The 20,564-nt window shown below is 32.0% G+C and carries 16 protein-coding genes and 1 pseudogene; 14 read left to right on the top strand and 3 right to left on the bottom strand.

All coding sequences use genetic code 11. From position 1 onward, the window contains the following. Window positions 1-132: 132 nt before the first annotated feature. Window positions 133-651, bottom strand: coding sequence for a hypothetical protein (locus MKY69_RS09080; protein ID WP_340791585.1), 519 nt, complete (start codon window positions 649-651; stop codon window positions 133-135). Window positions 652-1,965: 1,314 nt separating this feature from the next. On the opposite strand from MKY69_RS09080, the gene MKY69_RS09075 reads away from it, so the two are divergent. The 4 genes from MKY69_RS09075 (at window position 1,966) to MKY69_RS09060 (ending at window position 8,099) form a co-directional block, all read left to right on the top strand. Continuing rightward, window positions 1,966-3,516 (top strand): type I restriction-modification system subunit M, encoded by a 1,551-nt coding sequence (locus tag MKY69_RS09075; protein WP_340791583.1) that lies wholly within the window; start codon window positions 1,966-1,968, stop codon window positions 3,514-3,516. Between the two features lie 10 nt (window positions 3,517-3,526). After that, the gene (locus MKY69_RS09070) at window positions 3,527-4,741 is read left to right on the top strand and encodes a restriction endonuclease subunit S (RefSeq protein ID WP_340791581.1); all 1,215 of its coding nucleotides are present in this window, start codon (window positions 3,527-3,529) and stop codon (window positions 4,739-4,741) included. 29 nt (window positions 4,742-4,770) lie between these two features. Continuing rightward, window positions 4,771-7,866 (top strand): type I restriction endonuclease subunit R, encoded by a 3,096-nt coding sequence (locus MKY69_RS09065; RefSeq protein WP_340791579.1) that lies wholly within the window; start codon window positions 4,771-4,773, stop codon window positions 7,864-7,866. A 65-nt stretch (window positions 7,867-7,931) separates the two neighbouring features. Continuing rightward, window positions 7,932-8,099, top strand: coding sequence for a hypothetical protein (locus tag MKY69_RS09060; protein ID WP_340791576.1), 168 nt, complete (start codon window positions 7,932-7,934; stop codon window positions 8,097-8,099). A 197-nt stretch (window positions 8,100-8,296) separates the two neighbouring features. On the opposite strand, the gene MKY69_RS09055 is transcribed toward MKY69_RS09060, so the two are convergent. Further along, window positions 8,297-8,629, bottom strand: coding sequence for a helix-turn-helix domain-containing protein (locus tag MKY69_RS09055; RefSeq protein WP_340791574.1), 333 nt, complete (start codon window positions 8,627-8,629; stop codon window positions 8,297-8,299). A gap of 329 nt (window positions 8,630-8,958) precedes the next feature. On the opposite strand from MKY69_RS09055, the gene MKY69_RS09050 reads away from it, so the two are divergent. The 3 genes and pseudogenes from MKY69_RS09050 to MKY69_RS09040 all read left to right on the top strand — a co-directional run bounded on the left by MKY69_RS09050 (window position 8,959) and on the right by MKY69_RS09040 (window position 11,773). Further along, window positions 8,959-9,606 carry a hypothetical protein gene (locus tag MKY69_RS09050; protein ID WP_340791572.1) on the top strand — a complete coding sequence of 216 codons (648 nt, stop codon included), beginning with the start codon at window positions 8,959-8,961 and terminating at the stop codon, window positions 9,604-9,606. 15 nt (window positions 9,607-9,621) lie between these two features. Further along, window positions 9,622-10,353 (top strand): annotated as a pseudogene (locus MKY69_RS09045) (SEC10/PgrA surface exclusion domain-containing protein); the annotation flags it as partial. Window positions 10,354-10,543: 190 nt separating this feature from the next. After that, window positions 10,544-11,773, top strand: coding sequence for a hypothetical protein (locus MKY69_RS09040; protein ID WP_340791570.1), 1,230 nt, complete (start codon window positions 10,544-10,546; stop codon window positions 11,771-11,773). A 594-nt stretch (window positions 11,774-12,367) separates the two neighbouring features. On the opposite strand, the gene MKY69_RS09035 is transcribed toward MKY69_RS09040, so the two are convergent. After that, window positions 12,368-13,327, bottom strand: coding sequence for an IS30-like element IS1062 family transposase (locus MKY69_RS09035; RefSeq protein ID WP_002360751.1), 960 nt, complete (start codon window positions 13,325-13,327; stop codon window positions 12,368-12,370). A gap of 66 nt (window positions 13,328-13,393) precedes the next feature. Between MKY69_RS09035 and MKY69_RS09030 the strand changes: the two genes are divergently transcribed. The 7 genes from MKY69_RS09030 (at window position 13,394) to MKY69_RS09000 (ending at window position 20,560) form a co-directional block, all read left to right on the top strand. Then, window positions 13,394-14,446: an SIR2 family protein gene (locus tag MKY69_RS09030; RefSeq protein ID WP_340791568.1), complete on the top strand. Its 1,053-nt coding sequence runs from the start codon at window positions 13,394-13,396 to the stop codon at window positions 14,444-14,446. Between the two features lie 15 nt (window positions 14,447-14,461). Beyond that, window positions 14,462-14,776: a hypothetical protein gene (locus MKY69_RS09025; protein ID WP_340791566.1), complete on the top strand. Its 315-nt coding sequence runs from the start codon at window positions 14,462-14,464 to the stop codon at window positions 14,774-14,776. Window positions 14,777-14,847: 71 nt separating this feature from the next. Then, on the top strand, window positions 14,848-16,167 hold the full coding sequence (locus MKY69_RS09020; protein ID WP_340791564.1) for an ATP-binding protein: 1,320 nt from the start codon (window positions 14,848-14,850) through the stop codon (window positions 16,165-16,167). Between the two features lie 430 nt (window positions 16,168-16,597). Further along, the gene (locus tag MKY69_RS09015; protein WP_003107671.1) at window positions 16,598-17,605 is read left to right on the top strand and encodes a LacI family DNA-binding transcriptional regulator; all 1,008 of its coding nucleotides are present in this window, start codon (window positions 16,598-16,600) and stop codon (window positions 17,603-17,605) included. Window positions 17,606-17,799: 194 nt separating this feature from the next. Then, window positions 17,800-18,645 carry a 5-dehydro-4-deoxy-D-glucuronate isomerase gene (gene kduI, locus MKY69_RS09010; RefSeq protein ID WP_003104156.1) on the top strand — a complete coding sequence of 282 codons (846 nt, stop codon included), beginning with the start codon at window positions 17,800-17,802 and terminating at the stop codon, window positions 18,643-18,645. A gap of 50 nt (window positions 18,646-18,695) precedes the next feature. Further along, window positions 18,696-19,739, top strand: a complete 1,044-nt coding sequence (locus MKY69_RS09005) for a 2-keto-3-deoxygluconate permease (protein ID WP_003107670.1) — start codon at window positions 18,696-18,698, stop codon at window positions 19,737-19,739. Between the two features lie 14 nt (window positions 19,740-19,753). Next, entirely contained in the window at window positions 19,754-20,560 is an 807-nt protein-coding gene (locus tag MKY69_RS09000) for a gluconate 5-dehydrogenase (protein ID WP_003103636.1), read from the top strand. The last annotated feature ends 4 nt before the right edge of the window (window positions 20,561-20,564 follow it).

The raw sequence follows: 20,564 nt of genomic DNA, 5'->3' as shown, positions 1-20,564 counted from the left end.
TTTTTTTTGTTAAGCGCTTAACTGTATTTAGTATAATCTATCTTATTCTATAAGAGTTTTCGATATAATATTAAGTTTTATAGAAAAAGAAAAAAAGAGTAGCAAAATACTTGCAACTCTTGTAAACAATAGTTAAATTAAGAATAAATCATATGAAAAAAATTCTTTAATGACTTTTTCTTCAACTTTTTTTGAGTCATAAGTTTCATCAATGCAATTGATTGAAAGATAAATTGTTTGCAGCATTTTATCAATATTGTCATTAAGATATTGAAAAACTTTTGCTTCAGGACATAAGGAAATTGGATAATTTTGATTAATATAATTGTCAATTAAATTTTCCAATTTCCTTCTGATTGGATCTGACATAAAGTTATTATCTAAATATATTGTAGAAATAACATGCTTTAGCAATTCTTTTGTAAATTTTTCCATGGGAAAAAATATAATTTTAGTATCAATATTTTCATTGCATTGAAGTAATTGCTTAATGCGATTTTTAGTTAGAAATTTAATTCCTCCGTCCTGAATTTTTCCATTTCTGAGCAGTGAATTTACGGTATCACTAAAAGAATTTAAAAATTCACTTTCAATGTACATGCCAATTTTTTTTCGATAATATGAAATAGCAAAATCTAAACTATTTTTCATAAAGTTCCAAATTCCTTTTTTGAAATTTGTTGCTTTATGATCTTACATAGATGATCATAAAATTATCTCTTATAATATACTCTATTCAACGCAACAATTTTTAAATAGATCATGTTCATTCATAACATTCTCAATATAGAACAATCAGTTGAGAACAAGTTTCCTCTTTTTCAGACACAAAAAAAGCAACAATTTCTTGTTACTTCTTTCTCTTATTCATAATTTAATTGCACACCAAAAAAACATTTTATGACTAAAGAAATTAGTTGCTATCCTCAAAAATTTCTTTAATCATTACATCAAAAAATGCCATTTTGATGTTTATAAACTATGAACAACGTTCCGTTAGATTGTCATAATAGTTGCCTTATTTTACAGAATATACCAATAATAAAAAAATATTGGCTATGTACTATATTCTGTTATTTTACATAATTGTTTCCTCTTTTTTCCTTCCTTTTCTATGAAGGGCCTTCCATAATTTTTAGACTACTACCTTTGCACGACATCGCACTTGTTTAGTAGTTAAGTTAGGTTAGCTTTGCACGATACCGCGCTTGTTTAGTAGTTAAGTTAGGTTAGCTTTGCACGATACCGCGCTTGTCTAACTACCGACTAGATCCTAACCAAGAGACAAAAAAGAATTGAGGACACCACAAAAAAGCCTACCCTCTACTCGAATTTTTTCAAGTATCAGGCTCGTCCATAAAGGACTTACTTTCAAGGTGTCTAGCTCAATTCTAGACTCGTTTCATAATTGGCAGTTTGCTTTTCCGCAGAAAAGACTTGGACATAATAGTAAGGCTCGTGACATAATGGTCATTTCATAATAGACTAGGACGAGTGGCAAATCGTGTTTCACTGTTACCATGAAAACAACTTCTATTATTGCATTCTTTTTTAACTTCTCATGGAGACTGTTGTAAAAAAGACTGGTCGTTAGCGAACTACTAGGAAGACATTTCAATTATTTCTAATAAAAAATGACGACTAGCACTAACTCTTGGAACAGACCAAGTAAATAACTTTATGTCACTATTATATCATAAACTATTTGAGTTTTATGGAACGATAACTAAAAGACAAAATAAAGAAAATAATGTGACGTATTCTGTTTGCAAATGTAATTGAAAATTGATAAACTTAACTTATCATAATAATTTCCTCTAACTAGTTTGTCTAGTTAGAAATAAACCACTGCAATGATAATTGTAGTGGTTTTTCTCATCTCAATCCTAGAATTCCCTTTCATCCATCTTCTTTTGATAAGGCAATCATGCTATAATAGGAATATTAGGATAAAGGAGTATTAAAATGTCAGAACAAGCACAACGACAAGAATTACACTCAAAAATTTGGAAAATTGCTGATGATGTCCGTGGGGCAGTTGATGGATGGGATTTTAAACAATATATCCTTGGAATCCTATTTTACCGTTTCATCAGCGAAAATTTCAAAAATTACATGGAAGCTGGCGATCCAGACATTAACTATGAAAATGTACCAGAATCTCTCATTACCGATGACATAAAAGATGATGCCGTTAAAACAAAAGGGTATTTTATTATGCCCAATCAGCTCTTTTCAAATATCGTCAAAAGTGCAAGGACTAATGATAATTTAAATACGGATTTAAAAGCTATTTTTGATGACATTCAAGCCAGTGCAATTGGTTATGAAAGTGAAAATGATATTAGAGGACTTTTTGATGATGTCGATACAACCAGTAATCGACTTGGAAATACAGTTCCTGAAAAAAATAAACGTTTAGCAGATATCTTAGAAGGTATTGCTAGCTTAAATTTTGGTCATTTTGAAGACAATAAAATTGACCTTTTTGGCGATGCCTATGAATATCTCATTTCCAATTATGCGTCAAATGCAGGGAAATCAGGTGGTGAGTTTTTCACCCCACAAAATGTCTCAAAACTTTTAGCCAAAATTGTCATGCTTGGACGCAGTGAAAGCAACAAAATCAATAAAATTTATGACCCAGCATGTGGATCAGGTTCTTTATTATTACAAGCTCAAAAACAATTTACAGAACATGTCATCGAGGATGGTTTCTATGGTCAGGAAATCAACTTGACCACTTACAACTTAGCTCGCATGAACATGTTCTTGCATAACATCAACTACGACAAATTCAATATTCAGCGTGGAGATACACTAACAGATCCAAAGCACGGAAATGACAAACCCTTTGATGCCATTGTTTCTAACCCTCCTTATTCGATCAACTGGATTGGAAAAGATGACCCAACCTTGATTAACGACGACCGCTTTGCCCCTGCTGGAGTGTTAGCACCTAAATCTAAAGCTGACTTTGCCTTTATCATGCATTCTCTTTCTTACCTTTCACCACAAGGCCGAGCAGCCATTGTTGTTTTTCCAGGGATATTATACCGTGGGGGTGCAGAACAGAAGATTCGTAAGTATCTTGTCGATAATAATTTCGTTGAAGCTATTATTCAGCTCCCGAATAATTTATTTTTTGGGACATCCATCGCAACCTGTATTTTAGTCTTAGCCAAAAATAAAACTAACACCGATACCTTATTTATTGATGCTAGTGCTGAGTTTAAAAAAGCGACAAACAACAATGTTTTAACAGAAGAAAATATTGATAAAATTTTGGAAAGCATTGAAAATAAGGAAAATAAAGATTATTTTGCTCAAGCCGTTCCATACGAAACCATTGTTGAAGGAGATTACAATCTATCTGTTTCAACTTATCTGGAAAAAGAAGATACCAGAGAAAAGATTGACATTGATGCTCTCAATAATGAAATCAAAGAAACAGTCTTAAAAATTGATCAACTTCGTCTCGAAATCAACAAAATCGTTCTCGATTTAAGCAAATAAGGAGAAAGTCATGAATAAGATTGAAACATTAATCAAAGAACTTTGTCCAAATGGAGTTGAGTGGAAAGTCATTAGTGATGTCTTTAATATTCGAAACGGTTATACTCCAAGGAAAAATATCCCAGAATTTTGGGATGTAAAAAAAGCGTCAATTCCGTGGTTTAGAATGGAGGATATTAGAGAGAACGGGTCGGTTTTATCTTACAGTATTCAAAAAATAACAATTGAGGCTGTTAAAGGAGAATTATTTCCAGCAAACTCAATTTTATTATCGACTTCAGCAACAATTGGGGAACATGCATTAGTGACTGTTGATCATTTAAGTAATCAACGTTTTACCAATCTTTCATTAAAACAAGAGTTTGTAAATAAAATAGACATGAAATGGTTTTATTATTATATGTTTATAATTGACGAATGGTGTAAAACAAATACCAGTGTTTCTAGTTTCCCGACTGTAGATATGGGTGGTTTTAAAAAAATAAAAATCCCAGTTCCTCCCCTTGAAATTCAAAAAGAAATCGTCAAAATCCTTGACAAATTCACTGATTATGTTACAGGATTGACCACAGAATTGACCACAGAATTGACCATATGCCAAAAGCAATATAACTATTATCGAGATAAACTTCTTTTATTAGACAAAATAGAAGTGGAACTGGTTAAGTTGTCAAAAATTTGTAAAATTTATGATGGAACACATCAAACTCCAAAATATACAAATGAGGGTGTTCCTTTTGTAAGTGTTGAAAATATAAAAAACCTATATAGTACTTTAAAACATATTTCAAATGATGATTATAAAAAATTCAAAATTAAGCCAAAAATAAATGATATTTTTATGACAAGAATTGGTGATGTCGGAACCTGTACAGTGGTTGACAGAGACGAAGATTTAGCATATTATGTTTCGCTAGCTTTAATAAGACCAGATACTGATTATATTAATCCTTATTATTTGAAATACTATATAGAGAGTACATTGGGTAGAAGAGAGCTAAATAAGCGTATTCTGCACACTGCCGTCCCGATCAAAATCAATATGGGAGATATTGGAAAAATAATGATACCTTTACCTTCATTAGAGATACAAAATAGAGTAGTAAAAGTTTTAGATAATTTTGAAACTATTATAAATGATATTAGTAATGGTCTTCCGAAAGAAATTGAACTTCGTCAGAAACAATATGAGTATTATCGAGACAAGCTTTTGTCGGTTGACTAATCTTTTTTACAGATAGTGGAGAAGTAAGAATGGATCACTTAACACAAACAGCGACAATTGCTGAAACCAATAAATTTATTGTCTTAGAAAAATATACCAAGTTAGTCCACCCCTCAACCTATCAGACAGAGGCTGATTTAGAACGTGAGTTAATAGCTGATCTTCAAAAACAAGGCTATGACTATTTAAATTATGTCATCACACCAGAAGCTCTATTAACTAATCTTAAAAAACAAATCGAAAACCTAAATGGAGTAACCTTTACCAATAATGAATGGTCAAGATTATTAGTTGAGTACATCAATAAACCAAGCGATACCTTAATTGATTGTACCCGGAGACTTCATGACGATTTTATCTATGACTTCACCTTTGATGATGGCCACCTCCAAAACATTTATCTTCTTGATAAAAAGAATATCAACCGAAACAAGGTCCAAGTCATCAATCAAATGACTCAGATAGGGACAAGTTCTAATCGCTATGATGTGACTATCTTGATTAATGGCCTACCTATGGTTCAAATTGAGTTGAAAAAACGAGGTGTAGCCATCCGCGAAGCTTTTAACCAAATGCATCGCTACACAAAGGAAAGTTTCAATGAAAGCAATTCCCTATACAAATATCTTCAAATTTTTGTGATTTCAAATGGAACAGATACCCGTTATTTTGCTAATACGACAAAGAGAGAAAAACATTCCTTTGACTTTACCATGAATTGGGCCTTGAAAAATAATGATCCCATTAAGGATTTGAAGGATTTTACGGCAACCTTTCTAAGTAAAAATACTTTATTGAATATTTTAATTAATTTTACAGTATTTGATACCAGTGATACATTGCTTATTATGCGTCCGTATCAAATCGCAGCTACTGAGCGTATCATTTGGAAAATAAAATCCACACTTGAGGGTAAACTAAAGAGTGGTATTGAGACAGGTGGTTATATTTGGCATACCACTGGATCTGGTAAAACCCTAACTTCTTTTAAAGCTGCCCGACTGGCAACTGAAATGGAAGGTATTGATAAAGTCTTCTTCGTAGTTGATAGAAAAGACTTAGACTATCAGACCATGAAAGAATACCAAAGGTTTTCACCAGATTCGGTCAATGGCTCAGAAAATACAGCCGGTCTAAAACGGAATATTGAAAAAACAGATAATAAAATTATTGTCACGACCATTCAAAAACTCAATAATTTTATGAAGACTGAAATGAACCATGAGGTATACAACCAACAAGTTGTTTTCATCTTTGATGAATGCCATCGTTCCCAATTTGGTGAGGCTCAAAAGAACCTACGTCGTAAATTCAAACGCTATTCTCAGTTCGGATTTACAGGCACACCTATTATGGTAGAAAATGCCTTAGGATCTGAAACAACACAATCGGTTTTTGGCGATGAATTGCATTCTTATGTTATTACAGATGCCATTCGTGATCAAAAAGTACTCAAGTTCATGGTGGATTACAACGACGTTCGACCACAATTTCAGTCCATTGAGACGGAACAGAACTTGGAAAAATTATCTGCGGCAGAAAATAAGAAAGCCTTACTTCATCCAACTCGCATTTCAGAAATTACTAGCTATATCTTAGAAAACTATCACATTAAAACACATCGTACAGGTAATAATGGGTTTAATGCCATGTTTGCAGTATCTAGTGTTGAAGCCGCAAAACTCTATTATCAAGAATTTAAAAAGCAACAAAGCAATCATGACAAGCCTTTGAAGGTTGCGACTATCTTCTCTTATGCGGCTAATGAAGAACAAGCAGCCTTAGGAGATATTCTTGACGAAACATTCACGCCTGATAATATGGCAGATCAAAGTAGTAAAGAATTCCTAAGTGCTTGTATCGACGACTACAATACGATGTTTCAAACAACTTTTACGATTAATGGGAATGACTTCCAAAACTATTATCGTGACTTAGCCAAACGAGTTAAAAATCGAGAAGTTGATTTAATCATTGTTGTAGGAATGTTTTTGACAGGATTTGATGCTCCAACCTTGAATACCTTGTTTGTTGATAAAAACTTGAGATATCATGGTCTTATCCAAGCTTTTTCAAGAACCAATAGAATCTATAATGCCACCAAATCATTTGGAAATATTGTTACCTTCCGTGACCTTGAAGAAGCAACGACAGCTGCTATAAAACTGTTTGGGAAAACGCAAACAGCTGAAATTCTTTTAGAACGAAAATTCGAAGATTACATGACTGGTTACACTGATAGTGGTGAAGCTAAAAGTGGTTATCTAGAAGTTGTCAAAGAATTGCAAGAAAGATTTCCACATCCAGAAGAAATTGTCAAAGAAGCTGATAAAAAAGAATTCGTGAAGCTTTTTGGCCAATTCTTGAAATTAGATAACGTCCTTCGTAATTATGATGAATACACACAATTACAAGTATTACAAACAATTGATGTGGAAGATCAAAGTCAACTAGATGCTTTTGTCCAAAAATATCAATTGGACAAAGAGCAATTAGACCTATTAATAGATGCTCCATTCCCAACACCAAGACAGATTCAAGATTACCGTTCAACGTATAACGATATTAAAGACTGGTATAATAACGAAAGACGAAATAAAGAGGACGAGAAATCAAAAGTTAATTGGGATGAGATTACCTTTGAAGTTGAATTGCTTAAGTCACAAGAAATCAATTTAGACTATATTCTAGAGTTAATTCTTGAGACCAACAAGAAAGTCTCCACAAAATCTGATTTGATAGAAGAAATAACTCGCACGATTCGAGCTAGCCTTGGTAATAGAGCTAAAGAAGATCTCATTGTTGATTTTATCCATCAAACGGACATTGATTCGATTGTAGATAAATCAGATATCATTGAAAGGTTTTTCGCATTTGCCAGAAAAGAACAAGCAAAAGAGGTGGAACAGCTTATCAAAGATGAAAATCTCAACGAAGCAAATGCAAAACGCTATATCAAAACCTCACTAAAACGCGAGTATGCAAGTGAAAACGGAACAGAACTCAATGAAACTCTTCCAAAATTAAGCCCCCTTAACCCAGCCTATCGAACCAAAAAGCAAACGGTATTTGAAAAAATCAGTCAACTGGTTGAAAAGTACAAAGGTGTCGGAGGAGACTTCTAAGAGAATTGATTTTACTTAAGTCATATGTAACTACCATTTTTAGATTAATCAGTGGAGGACTGTATATGTTTGAAAAAATTATTGAAGACGTTCAACGCCTTGATGAGGTTAGTTTAATAAAAGCTTTTGAAGAAGAAAGTGACCCGTTGAAAAAGGATCTTTTTCAAGCTTTTCTTGACTATAATGGTAGAATGCGCCAACGTGAAGTAATAAAAAAAGGATTTACTATCTAAGTTGATATTAATTCTTTTTGTTAAACTACATAAGATAATTTTTCAAAAAAAAAATACAGAAAGTTAATAAAAGTAGTATCTGTCCAAAACTCTGTAAAAAATAATAGACTCTATTCAAAAAATCCTCTAAATAATTTAGTTTTTAGAGGATTTTTTCTTTTTAAAAATAATATTTACCTGTTTAAGAAATTTAAAGACTATTTTTCATTAAGATCAAGTATAGAGTTAAATATTTCCAAGTATTTATTTTGTTTATGTAAGGGTAATTCACTAAAGTTATTAAGAAGTTTATCAGCACTCACATGATTGTTAAGAGTATTATCAAAATTAAAAAAAGATTCATAAGATATTCCTAAACCATTAACAACTTTTTCAAAAGTATTGAGCGTAATATTTGAACGTTCGCCTCTTTCAATTTTTGCTATTGATGAAACATCAATTTCTGACTGCTCAGCGAGTTGCTCTTGTGTTAAATTAAGTTCTTTACGCAATAAGTTGATTCTTTTAGCTACTAATTTATCTAAAGTCATAATTTACTCCTTTAGATATTAGGATAAAGATATTAAATTTAAATAACAGACCTCAAAAGGACAGTTGATATAGACTAATAAGGATTGTTTTGATATACTTATTGTAACTTAGATAAATTGGATAGCTAATGGAGAGATTTAAAAATATATATTTAAATCAATGATTTTTATATATCTGAATATTTTTAATTCCGAAGGACATTATTGGCTGATGATATTTGTATTTTAAAGGAAATAAAAATAAAAATATAAAATAAACACCGTCAATAATCACTATAGATATAAAGCTATGGTGATTTTTCTATATATTTTTAATAGGAGATTTAATTATGGATAAAAAATTGTTAACTGGTTTGGGGCTAGGAGCAGTAGCATTAGCAACTGCTTCAACAACACAAGTTGAAGCAGCTCAAGTTACAACAGCACCTTCACCTACTACACAGACTAGCACAACGACTGCTAGTTCACAACCAACTCAAACAGTACCGACACAATCTGATGTTGTTGCTGCTCAAACAAATTTAACAGACGTAAATAATCAAGTAGCAACTCAACAAGGTGTTGTAGACTCAGCTCAACAAGCAGTTACAACAGCACAAACAAATTTATCTAATGCTGTTTCCTCTGATGCGGCACGTACAACAGCTATCAATAACGCGACTACATTAGTAAATATTGCAAATACAAATCTTTCTAGCGCACAAACTGAACTTAACACAGCTCAAACAGTAGCTAATCAAACAGCAACAACTTTAAATACTGCGAATACTGCCTTAACTAGTGCTCAAAATGCGGCTAATGCTATCAATACATTGGTGACTACTCAGGAATATATTGATGCTATGAAAGTGTATGCTAATAGTATGCCTGGAACGACTCAATATAATGATGCCATTGCTAAATTAAAACAAATCAATGCATCAGTTAGAGCGATGAACACTTATAAATCCAATCCAAATGATAAAGCTGTCATTTAAACAGATTTAAACAATTTAGATACGGCAACACGTCAGGATTTATCATTGTTTATGGCAGATTTGATTAACCAAATTCGTAAACAATTTGGGACAACTCTAGCTACTGTAACACCAAGTTCTTTGGTAATAAGCGATAATGTCACTGATATTTATGTATCTGATAATTGGGATTGGAATAAAATCGATACTATTGGACATGATATTAATGCTTTAAATAACGCTGGAACTTCATTGGGTGTTGTTTATACTGGTGAAGATTTAAATAGTTGGAAAACCCAATATAAGTCATTATCATTGGATGATTTAAAACGATTAGCTTATGAATCGTTACTAGATTTTCTATACAACGGACAAGAATGGCTTCATGCTGAGTCGATTACAGGACTTCGTGATACAGAAAATGCTTGGTATGTGGGGGCAGACCTGTCTGAAAGAGGGGATGTTGTATCAATTCATGTGAATTTTAATGTTCCAAGTGATTTTGGACCGAGTTCAACATTTAACACCACAGCATTAGCTAACCCTTATGATAGTACGGCTATCCTTAACACTTTAGCACAGGCACAAACCGCTTATAATAAAGCAAATTCTGATAATCAAGCCGCGCAACAATTGCTTGCTCAGGCAACAAACACTTATAATACTGCTTTGGCAAATCTTAACATAGCAAAAGATAATTTAGCTAAAGCACAAGCACTACCAAGAAGATATGAACAAAAAATCTTGATTTTCCGCAGAACAGGCTGACGAACTTAACCTTGAATGATCAAATAAAACAACTGTTCCTCATTCAAATGCCATTTTACTATACATTGTATAACTTCAAAAAATAGTTAAATGGTAGTTAAGTAATGAAAAGCAAAGACAAGTGCTTTCTAATTTAGCAAATTTTCTGGAATACTAATTCTAAATATTTAAAATAGATAGGTTATTTAAAATGGCAGAGCTTTATATTATAATTTTCTTTTTCTTTCTTTATTGGTCTTCAACAACCAACTGGTTTTTATTAATACTGCTAATACTTTTTATTTATTCAAATTATGCCATAAAGCAAAAATCAATCAATTGGATTCGACCTTATGATAGACCTTTTTGGTTAGGAGGTATTCTATTAGGAATCGTATTTTCGCTCTTAGATGAATTTCTAATCGTTCCTCCAAGTGAATCTACTAAAATCATAGTCAAAATAATCGGATACGCCAGTTGGGCCATTTTTGTGATTTTCATGGGAAAAAAAGGAATTCTTTATACTAGATACATAGAAATTCCTGACAAAAATGATGTGTTTAGTAAAAGTGAGGTAACAAAAGAAGATATATCAGATAAATATATACACAAGATAGTTACTGGTAATAGAGAATGGTTTCAAACTGAGAAGACAAATAACATTTCAAGCATTCCTTTAAATCATTTGGTTTCAATCGAATTTGAACCTATCGATGTCTCCTATCATCGACCAGTAGGAAGTTTAGTTACCATTAATAAAGCAATTTTGCAAGAACATATCGATTTATTTAATAACAACATTATTAAAAGAAATAATCAGTTACGAAAAAGTATTAAAATTCCGTATTACGATTCTGTTAAACAGCGTGGCTTTCATGATAGTGATGGAGCGTTCCATAATCTTTGGGAACGAGCACATACTATTACTTTTCGATTTTCACTAGATGAAGGTCAAACAAAAGGGCTGACCTTTTCAGGTACTTCTTATGCAAACGGAGGTACCCGTATAGTCAATAACAAAAAAATAGAAATATCAAAAAGTGAACATAGTCTAATTGCTAATAACTTAATGGAAGAATTTTTAAACAATTACAAAAATAATGAAAATCCTTATATATTAGATGAAAAAGAGATAGATATATATTTATATAATAGGTTCACTAAATTTGATATTAATGAGCTAAGAAATAATAATGTAACTTTTATAAGCAACGATGAAAATGATAACAATCCAAATTATTTTCAATTATCAATGAATGATTATGAAATATTATCTGAAAGAATAATTAATTACTTTCAGGGTGATGAATTTATCTATAGCACAGAGCTTCTTTATTCTGAAAAAATGCCACTAATACCAGAAACTATTCAAATTGTATTATTTAATAAAACCAAAAATCACATTTCCTTCGTGGCAGATATTGCTAATATCGAATCCTAATAAATTTAGTTTATTTAATAAGATGAAAAAAATTATCCTCTATAAAATTTATCATTTGTCTCTTTATTAAATAGACGTAATAAGAACATTTACAGACAATCAAAAATCGTTTTGCATTGTTAAGTAAAACGATTCTTTTTGTGTATAGAAGAAACTGTCTTGGCTATTTATATCATATTGAAATAAGTTTTTGTGATTTTGGATTCATTATGATAATGATAAAGGAATTTAAATCAACATTTCTTACAATTACAAGATTTAATGAAATCCTAAAAAAATTTTGTCTTTAAATCAGCGTGTTTTTGTATCAATAACTGATGAATATAAACCATTTTCAATTGCATCATTTTCTGTTTTTTAACTAAAAATTGGTATAAAAACTCCTGTTTGGATAAAAAATTAATGATTATGGTTTCAAAGAATCCATATGCAAACTATTATAAAAAGTTGTTACATCTTGTTGAAAACGCTATCGATTAGGTATACAATTGTTTAATAATAAGTGAAGTAATTTTTTAGGAGAATAAAGGAATGTATGAGTTAATAAAAGTTGAAGATGAAAAATTCGAACAAATTTTTTATGATTATTAATTGTCAAATTAAGTTAGACAATTCCTCTTTGCATATGTGACTCAAGAATACTTCTATTGGTGTTTTATAGTTTAATGATTTTCGAGGGATATTATTTCTTTTCGATGCAATAGATTGGATAAAAGATTCATCAACTTCGTTGAAATCCATTTGCTTTGGTAAACCATCTTTACGTAATAAACCATTAGAGTTTTCATTTAACCCTCTTTGTGATGGTGTACCAGGATCTGCAAAATAGATATCAATATCATTTATATTACTGATTGATTTCCAATTTGAAAATTCCTTTCCACAATCAAAAGTCATTGATTTGAATAGATGCTTAGGTACAGATTGCATCCATTGGTTCAAACGATTTTCAATATCTATAGCTCGTCTGCCTTCTGGCTGAAGAGTGATGATTACTTTAGATAATCGCTCAACGAGGGTAATAACAGCACTTTTGTGCTTTTTACCCACAATAGTATCCCCTTCAAGGTGGCCAAATTCTTGATTGAATTTAGAATAATCATTTCCTCTGTCACGAAGTGATCGACGAAAAGATTGTTTTCCCCGAGTTTCTTTGTGTCCGTTGGCTTTACGTTTTCCTTTCATAGGTAGGTGAGTCACTTCAAATACGCCTTGTTTAAACATACGATAAAGTGTACGCATAGAACAAGAAATAGAAAACTCTGCACGGCCAACAATCACATCAGGTGTCCAACCTTGAACAACCCTCTTTTGAATATATTCTGTTTGTTCATCTGATAAGACAATAGGACGTCTGCCACAGCGAGTTTTATTCTTCTTGTATTGATTGAAATAATCTAGAGCATTGTGCCCTGTTTTGAAAAATTGGTAAACTTTATGAATCGTTTGTCTAGATCTATTCAATAGTACTGCGGTTTTAGCTACAGATTGATGATTATTATAATACGCCTCTATCATTGCAAGTTCATTTGATGTAAGATGGGTATAGGTCATTTGTCTTCACTCCTTATAATTCTTTTGCGGGAACTATCTTGAGTGTAGCACAAATGACTTTTTTATTTGTCTAGCTTAATTTTACAATCGGCGGATATAAAAGATAGGTACTTATCTCAAGCGAATTTCCCGAAATTACTTATAGGATCTGGACTGTCAATAAGTTTGGGAGTTCCTGGAATGCAAGGTCTAACCTGTGAATTAGAAGAAAAATTTAAAAAGGAAGAGAATGCTGAATTTTTACCGATATGGGAACAGTATAAAAAAACTGTACATTCTGAAGGATTAGAAGCCGCCCTACTTAATATAAGTCCAAATCAAGAAAGATTTGTTGAAAAAATACGAGAAATTACTGCAGAATTTATTTTAGACTCTGACTATACAAATAGAAAAAGAGTATTGTCTAGTATTTCTGGATTTGAAAAATTGTTAAAATTTTTATCACAAACAGTCAGTGTAAATGAGAAAATCATTGATATAATGACTCCAAATTATGATTTATTAATTGAGTTAATATCTGACAAGTTACAATTAGAAATAGATTTAGGTTTCTTTGGTTCTCTGTATCAAAATTTTAATTCGGATAGATTAAGAAATCCACATAAGTATATTACGAAGGAAATCCCGATAGTCAGGATATTTAAGCCACACGGCTCTATAAACTGGGTTAACAGTGATGGAATTGTTACTCAAATAAATGATTTTAGCTATTTAAAATCAAAAACTGAAAATATTGAAATTATTACACCAGGAAGTATGAAGTATCAATATGGACTTACTCATGAACTTTTTAGAATTCATCGTGAAACATTTAATGATCTTATTTCTGATAATAGTACAAGTTTTTCTATTTTTATTTATGGTTATGGATTCAATGACCAACATTTTAATACAGTTTTTGAGAAAACCACTAAGAATGTTATTGTACTCACAAAAGATATCAAGCAAGAGATAGTTACAAAAGCAGAAGTCAATCGTAATTGGACAATATTTTATAAAAATATAATAGGGGAAGAAATTAAGGATGAAGTCTCCTATATGGTGCATAGAGGAAAAAAATATTCTATTGATAAAGATTTATGGGATATGGAAAAATTTTCAGAGGAATTCTTAGGTTAATTGAAGGAGATTTTTATGAGTCATATTGAGGAATATTTAACAAAAGTCGTTGGAACTGTTCAAATTGTAGATACACAAAAAATTTCTGTTAGTGTCGATTCAGAAGAAATACTTAACCGTTTAAAAATTAATGATTTACTTATTTTATCGGGGAATAACGCTGATGAGAAGTTAATTGGAATGGTTACGAAAGTTAGTAAGAAAAGACTTGACTTTGATGAAAATGAAGAAGATCCTTTATTTTCATCAAATTTTTGTAATGTAACTTTGGTTGGTACTTTTTATGTTAAATTATCTTCTACAAAAAAAATATATTTAGACGAACTGTAAATACATATCCAGAGATAAACAGCCCTGTTTATCTAGCTGAAAGTGAAGCACTATCTATTATTATGAATTCGTTGGATAGTGAAATTGAAAGTAACAAAGGTTTGTCTATAGGTAATTATGCTAGTAATAAGTCTGTGGAAGCAATATTGGATGGTAATAAATTTTTTCAACGTCATGCATCAATTGTTGGCAGTACGGGTAGTGGAAAATCCTTTACGGTTGCTAATATTTTAGAAAAAGCTAATGAACTAGGATATTCAAACATAATTGTTTTTGATTTACATGGAGAATACAATGAGCTTTCATATGCAAAGCAAATAAAAATAAATGATAACGGTGGTCTGCATGTCCCACTTTGGTTTTTCAACTACGAAGAAATTCACTCACTATTTATTGAATCTGCAGAGGGAACATCATCAAATCAGAGAGCAGTTGTTATTCAATATATTTTAGAGAATAAAAAGAAATATATTGAAGAGTCAATGAAGTTTGTTTCTTCAGAGATAATTACAGCTGATACACCTGTTCCGTTTTCCGCAATTGCATTAAAGGAGTATCTTGAAGAAGAAAATATAAAAGAAATAAAGACCGGTGTCTATAAATCAGGAGATAAACAAGGACAAGAAAAGACAAAGCAAGGTCAATACTATGGAAAATTGACAAATTTGATTACCCGCCTTCAGACTAAAATGGATGATAAAAAATATAATTTTATATTTAATGAAGAATTTACAAATCAAGCAGATTATTTGAATCGTTTTGTATCTGAAATTATGAATAATGATAAAAAAATTAAAGTAATTGACTTGTCTGAAATTCCATCTGATATGCTTTCTATTGTTATTGGAATAGTTACAAGGTTAGTTTATGACGTACAATTTTGGATGACTCCTACCACCGGTGAAACTAGACACCCATTAGCATTTATTTGTGATGAAGCTCATTTGTACATGCCAAAAGATACATCCAAAATGAAAGCAGTAGAAAAAAAATCTCTTGAAATATTTGAAAAAATAGCTAAGGAGGGAAGGAAATATGGTGTTTCTCTAGTTATCGTCTCTCAAAGACCGGCCGAATTGAATACAACAATCATATCTCAATGTAATAATATTATTAGTTTGAAGATAACAAATGATAGAGATAAGTCAGCGGTTGCTACAATGCTGACAGATTCTTTAATTGGTTTAGTAGATATACTACCCAATTTAGATGTTGGGGAATGTATTGTTGTGGGGGATTCTATTAAACTACCGACAAAAATTAATTTAGATAAACCAAAAGAAGAACCGAAGAGTTCAACCATTAATTTTTGGGATAGATGGTACGATGGTATGGGAACAGTTTTTGACATCGATACTGCTATTAATAACTTGATACAACAATCAAGATAGTTTTTGGTAGCTAATCAATTAAATCATTCTAACTGTCTTAAGATAATTCAAAAAAGTCCAAACTTTTTGTTGGACTTTTTTATGTACTTTCAGATACTGTCTTTGTCTATTTTTTGTCTTAGTGTAATAAATTTAATTGATTTTAGTTGGTCTTAGTAAATTTTAAAAGACTTAAAATCAACCTTTCTGACGATTACAAGACTTAAAAAATTGTGAAACAAGTTTTGCATATTCATCATAAGATAATATTCTCCTAAGGTTTAATATAGATAATTATATCATAGGAATTAAATTTTTTGATATACTTATATTATAAATATACAAATATAAGTAATATGAAAGAAAAAAATTATAAAAGTAATATGGTTTATGAACTAATATGGTGGTAAAATCAAATTAGATAAATTGAATACTAAAGATAGGTAAGAGAATGAATAAAAAAGTAACAATTTCAGATATTGCAAATTTGTCTGGAGTTTCCAAAACGACAATATCTCGTTATTTAAATGGCAAGTATGAAGGCATGTCTGAAGCAACCAGGAATCGCATACAAGAAGTGATTGAAGAGGTAGATTATCGACCAAGTCGTCAAGCTAGGGCTTTAAAATCACAGTACTCATCAATAATTGGTATTGTCGTAGCTGATATCTCGAATTCATATACTTCGCGTATGATCAAAGGTGTTATGGATCGTTTAAATAGTACCGACTATCATACTATCATTATGGATTCTGATTTAAATACAAAAAGAGAAGCCAATAATATTAAAAAATTAATAGATGAACAAGTTGATGGGATTGTCATTCAACCGATTGGTGAGTCCTCATTGGAATATGACTTTATTCCGTCAGGAATGTCACTTGTTCAAATTGATAGGTATGTTGAACCATTGAAATGGCCAGCAGTAGTATCAGATAATTTTCTTCAATCACAAAATTTGGGCAGAATTATCGCAGAAAATGATTATAAGAGAGTTATTATATTAACTCCAGAAATAAAAAATGTCTCTCCTCGTATAAACCGTTATAAAGGATTACAAAATGGTCTAGCTGATTATGATGTTGAGGTTATAATTGTTACTACTAATGAGATAAAAGACATCGTTGCGAGGGATATTGATATTTGGGATCAAATGAAGCAATATATTTACGATGATGTCAAAACGGTACTTTATGCCTTCAATGGCGGATTACTTTATGGGTTAATCAGACTTTTAAAGGAAAAAAATATTCCTGTTCCTGATAAAATTGGCTTGGTTGGTTATGATGATGGAGCATTAACAGATTTATTCAATCCAGAAATTACCTCGATAGAACAAAATCCTGTGGAAATTGGGCATAAGGCAGCAGATATTCTATTGAATACGATGGCTGGGAAGGACATTCTAATTGACTTGTACTGTATTGATTCTAAGTTAAACAATCGGAAATCGCTATAAAAAGGTAATATAAAAATAAAGCATCTCATTAATTGAGATGCTTTATTGTGTAAAAAAGCACAAAAAAAACTATTGACATTTAAAATGTAAGCGTTATAATATTCATGTAAACCGGTTTCGTAAACCGATTGACCAAGAAAAGTCGACAATTCTTTGGTAAAAATAAATTTTTTAATGTTTTTAGGAGAAATAAAATGAGACAACAAACTTTTGAAACACGATATACACATGCACCAAATGATATTGAACATTTTAGTACTGAGGAATTGCGAAATGAATTTGTCATTGAAAGTATTTTCGAACCAGGGTGGATTCATCTAACATATACTCATAACGATCGTCTTATTTTTGGTGGTGTAGAACCTTTAGATGAGCCGTTGGAAATCGTTTTGGATAAAGTTTTAGGAGTTGACTACTTTTTACAACGTCGAGAATTAGGTTTTATTAATATTGGCGGAGATGGAAGCGTTATCATAGACGGTGTTGAAGATGAAGTCTTGCATCGTGATGGTTATTATGTTGGAAAAGAGACTAAAGAAGTTATTTTTAAATCTAAGGACCCAAAAAATCCAGCTAAATTTTATGTGGCTTCTGCCCCAGCGCATCAAAAATACCCAAGTAAAAAAATTGCCTTGGCAAATATTATTCCACTTACTCCTGGGGATGATGAGCATATGAATAAGCGCAAAATTAATCAATATGTACATCCAAATCAAGTTGAATCTTGTCAGCTACAAATGGGATTAACATCTTTAGCCAAAGGTTCTTCTTGGAACACAATGCCATGTCATACACATGAACGACGCGCGGAAGTTTATATGTATTTTGAATTACCAGAAGAAGATGCAGTCTTCCATATGATGGGTAAACCTAATGCTACAAAGCATGTTGTTTTGCATAATGAACAAGGTGCAATCAGTCCTAGTTGGTCTATCCATGCGGGTGTAGCAACAAGTAACTATTCATTTATCTGGTTGATGGCAGGTGAAAATATTACTTATGATGATATGGATATTGTGCCTATCAATGAATTGAAGTAGTGTTGTCATTATAAAACTGATTTTCAATCAAACAATTAAAGGTGATCAAAATGAAATTGAAAAGTACTATCGAAAAAATCCCTGCTGGAATGATGATTGTTCCACTGTTTATTGGTGCTATTATTAGAGTATTTTATCCTAATCCGCAAATGCCTACTGAATTTTTACCAGGGTTTACTGGAAGTTATTTAACAGGAACAGGTGTAATCTTATTTATTTGGTTCGTAAGTGTAGGGGCAACAATTAATTTAAAAACTTCCGCATACGTTGCTAAAAAAGGTTTAACATTATTAGTTGGTAAGGTGTTATTAGCTGGACTTCTGGGTGTAATAGTTGGGAAATTACTACCTGGCAATGGAATTACAAGTGGAGCTTTTGCTGGTTTATCAGCACTTGCTGTTATTGCTTCTTTTAATGAAACCAACGGTGGTCTCTATATGGGGATTATGACGACATTAAAACGTGATGAAGATGCGGCAGGATTTCCATTTATTTCAATTGAATCCGGCCCATTTATGACAATGGTCACAATGGGTGTGGCTGGTATGGCTTCCTTTCCAATTACAGCGTTTATTTCAACTTTAATTCCATTTACAATTGGGATTATTCTTGGATCTCTGGATATTGAGTTTCGTAAATTTTTTGCACCAGTAGTACCTGCAATGATTCCCTTCTTTGCATTAACACTAGGATTTGCTATTGATTTGACTGCTATCTTTAAATCAGGAATGATTGGTGTGTTAATGGGTGTTGCAGTAGTAGCAATTTCTGGAGGAGTTCTGTCATTTCTGGATCGTTTTATCACAGGTTCAGATGGTGTCGCTGGCTGGGCGGCTTCATCAACAGCTGGTGCAGCAGTCGCAGTACCTAGTGCAATTGCACAATTGGCCCCTCAATATGAACCAATTGCTGGTCAAGCAACCGCAATCGTAGCAACCTCAGTCTTAGTCACAGCTGTAGTTACTCCTATTGTAACGATGTACATGGAGAAACGTGCAAGAAGATTGGGTCGTAATGTTTTACCTGAAAATGTAGCCGCTAAAAAAGATGAATATTTAAAAGAGATTAATGCAATTAAGCAAGCCTCAGTTTAATTAAGGAGAAAGTAATGAAAGAAACAATTTTAGATTCATTTTCACTAAAAGGAAAAGTTGCCCTAGTTACTGGAGCAAGTTACGGTATTGGTTTTGCCCTCGCTTCAGCATTTGCTAAAGCTGGTGCAACAATTGTCTTTAATGACATCAATACAGATGCTCTTTCAAAAGGAGAAAAAGCTTATCAAGAAGCAGGTATCAATGCTAAAGGTTATGTTTGTGACGTGACTGATGAAGATGCAGTCAATAAAATGACAAGTGAAATTGAAAGTGAATTTGGGAAAATTGATATTCTTGTTAATAATGCAGGGATTATCAAACGGATACCAATGACTGAAATGTCCGCAAAAGATTTCAGACAAGTAATTGATATTGATTTAAATGGACCATTTATTGTTTCTAAAGCAGTTATTCCTGGAATGATAAAAAATGGTGGTGGTAAAATCATTAACATTTGTTCAATGATGTCTGAATTAGGTCGTGAAACAGTTTCCGCATATGCAGCAGCTAAAGGTGGATTAAAAATGTTGACTAAGAATATAGCATCAGAATACGGTAAGTATAATATCCAATGTAATGGCATTGGTCCTGGCTATATTGCAACACCACAGACAGCGCCACTTCGTGAATTACAAGAAGATGGTTCAAGGCATCCTTTTGACTCATTTATCATCGCTAAAACGCCTGCAGAAAGATGGGGAGATGCAGAAGACTTGCAAGGACCCGCTGTTTTCCTTGCTTCCTCGGCTTCTGATTTTGTTAATGGACATATTCTTTATGTTGATGGCGGAATTTTGGCATATATTGGAAAACAACCCTAATAAC

This window comes from Streptococcus sp. FSL R7-0212 (assembly GCF_038007985.1).
Taxonomy (GTDB): domain Bacteria; phylum Bacillota; class Bacilli; order Lactobacillales; family Streptococcaceae; genus Streptococcus; species Streptococcus parauberis.
Note: the sequence above shows the minus strand (reverse complement) of the source record. Positions and strands in the feature narration are given on the sequence as shown.

Bases quoted from the DNA above. Each gene is read 5' to 3' on its own strand.
- MKY69_RS09025 (WP_340791566.1), top strand. From the start codon at position 14,462: ATGAGTCATATTGAGGAATATTTAACAAAAGTCGTTGGAACTGTTCAA.
- MKY69_RS09080 (WP_340791585.1), bottom strand. From the start codon at position 651: ATGAAAAATAGTTTAGATTTTGCTATTTCATATTATCGAAAAAAAATT.
- MKY69_RS09040 (WP_340791570.1), top strand. From the start codon at position 10,544: ATGGCAGAGCTTTATATTATAATTTTCTTTTTCTTTCTTTATTGGTCT.
- MKY69_RS09070 (WP_340791581.1), top strand. From the start codon at position 3,527: ATGAATAAGATTGAAACATTAATCAAAGAACTTTGTCCAAATGGAGTT.
- kduI (WP_003104156.1), top strand. From the start codon at position 17,800: ATGAGACAACAAACTTTTGAAACACGATATACACATGCACCAAATGAT.
- MKY69_RS09075 (WP_340791583.1), top strand. From the start codon at position 1,966: ATGTCAGAACAAGCACAACGACAAGAATTACACTCAAAAATTTGGAAA.
- MKY69_RS09055 (WP_340791574.1), bottom strand. From the start codon at position 8,629: ATGACTTTAGATAAATTAGTAGCTAAAAGAATCAACTTATTGCGTAAA.
- MKY69_RS09000 (WP_003103636.1), top strand. From the start codon at position 19,754: ATGAAAGAAACAATTTTAGATTCATTTTCACTAAAAGGAAAAGTTGCC.
- MKY69_RS09015 (WP_003107671.1), top strand. From the start codon at position 16,598: ATGAATAAAAAAGTAACAATTTCAGATATTGCAAATTTGTCTGGAGTT.
- MKY69_RS09065 (WP_340791579.1), top strand. From the start codon at position 4,771: ATGGATCACTTAACACAAACAGCGACAATTGCTGAAACCAATAAATTT.
- MKY69_RS09050 (WP_340791572.1), top strand. From the start codon at position 8,959: ATGGATAAAAAATTGTTAACTGGTTTGGGGCTAGGAGCAGTAGCATTA.
- MKY69_RS09035 (WP_002360751.1), bottom strand. From the start codon at position 13,327: ATGACCTATACCCATCTTACATCAAATGAACTTGCAATGATAGAGGCG.
- MKY69_RS09060 (WP_340791576.1), top strand. From the start codon at position 7,932: ATGTTTGAAAAAATTATTGAAGACGTTCAACGCCTTGATGAGGTTAGT.
- MKY69_RS09005 (WP_003107670.1), top strand. From the start codon at position 18,696: ATGAAATTGAAAAGTACTATCGAAAAAATCCCTGCTGGAATGATGATT.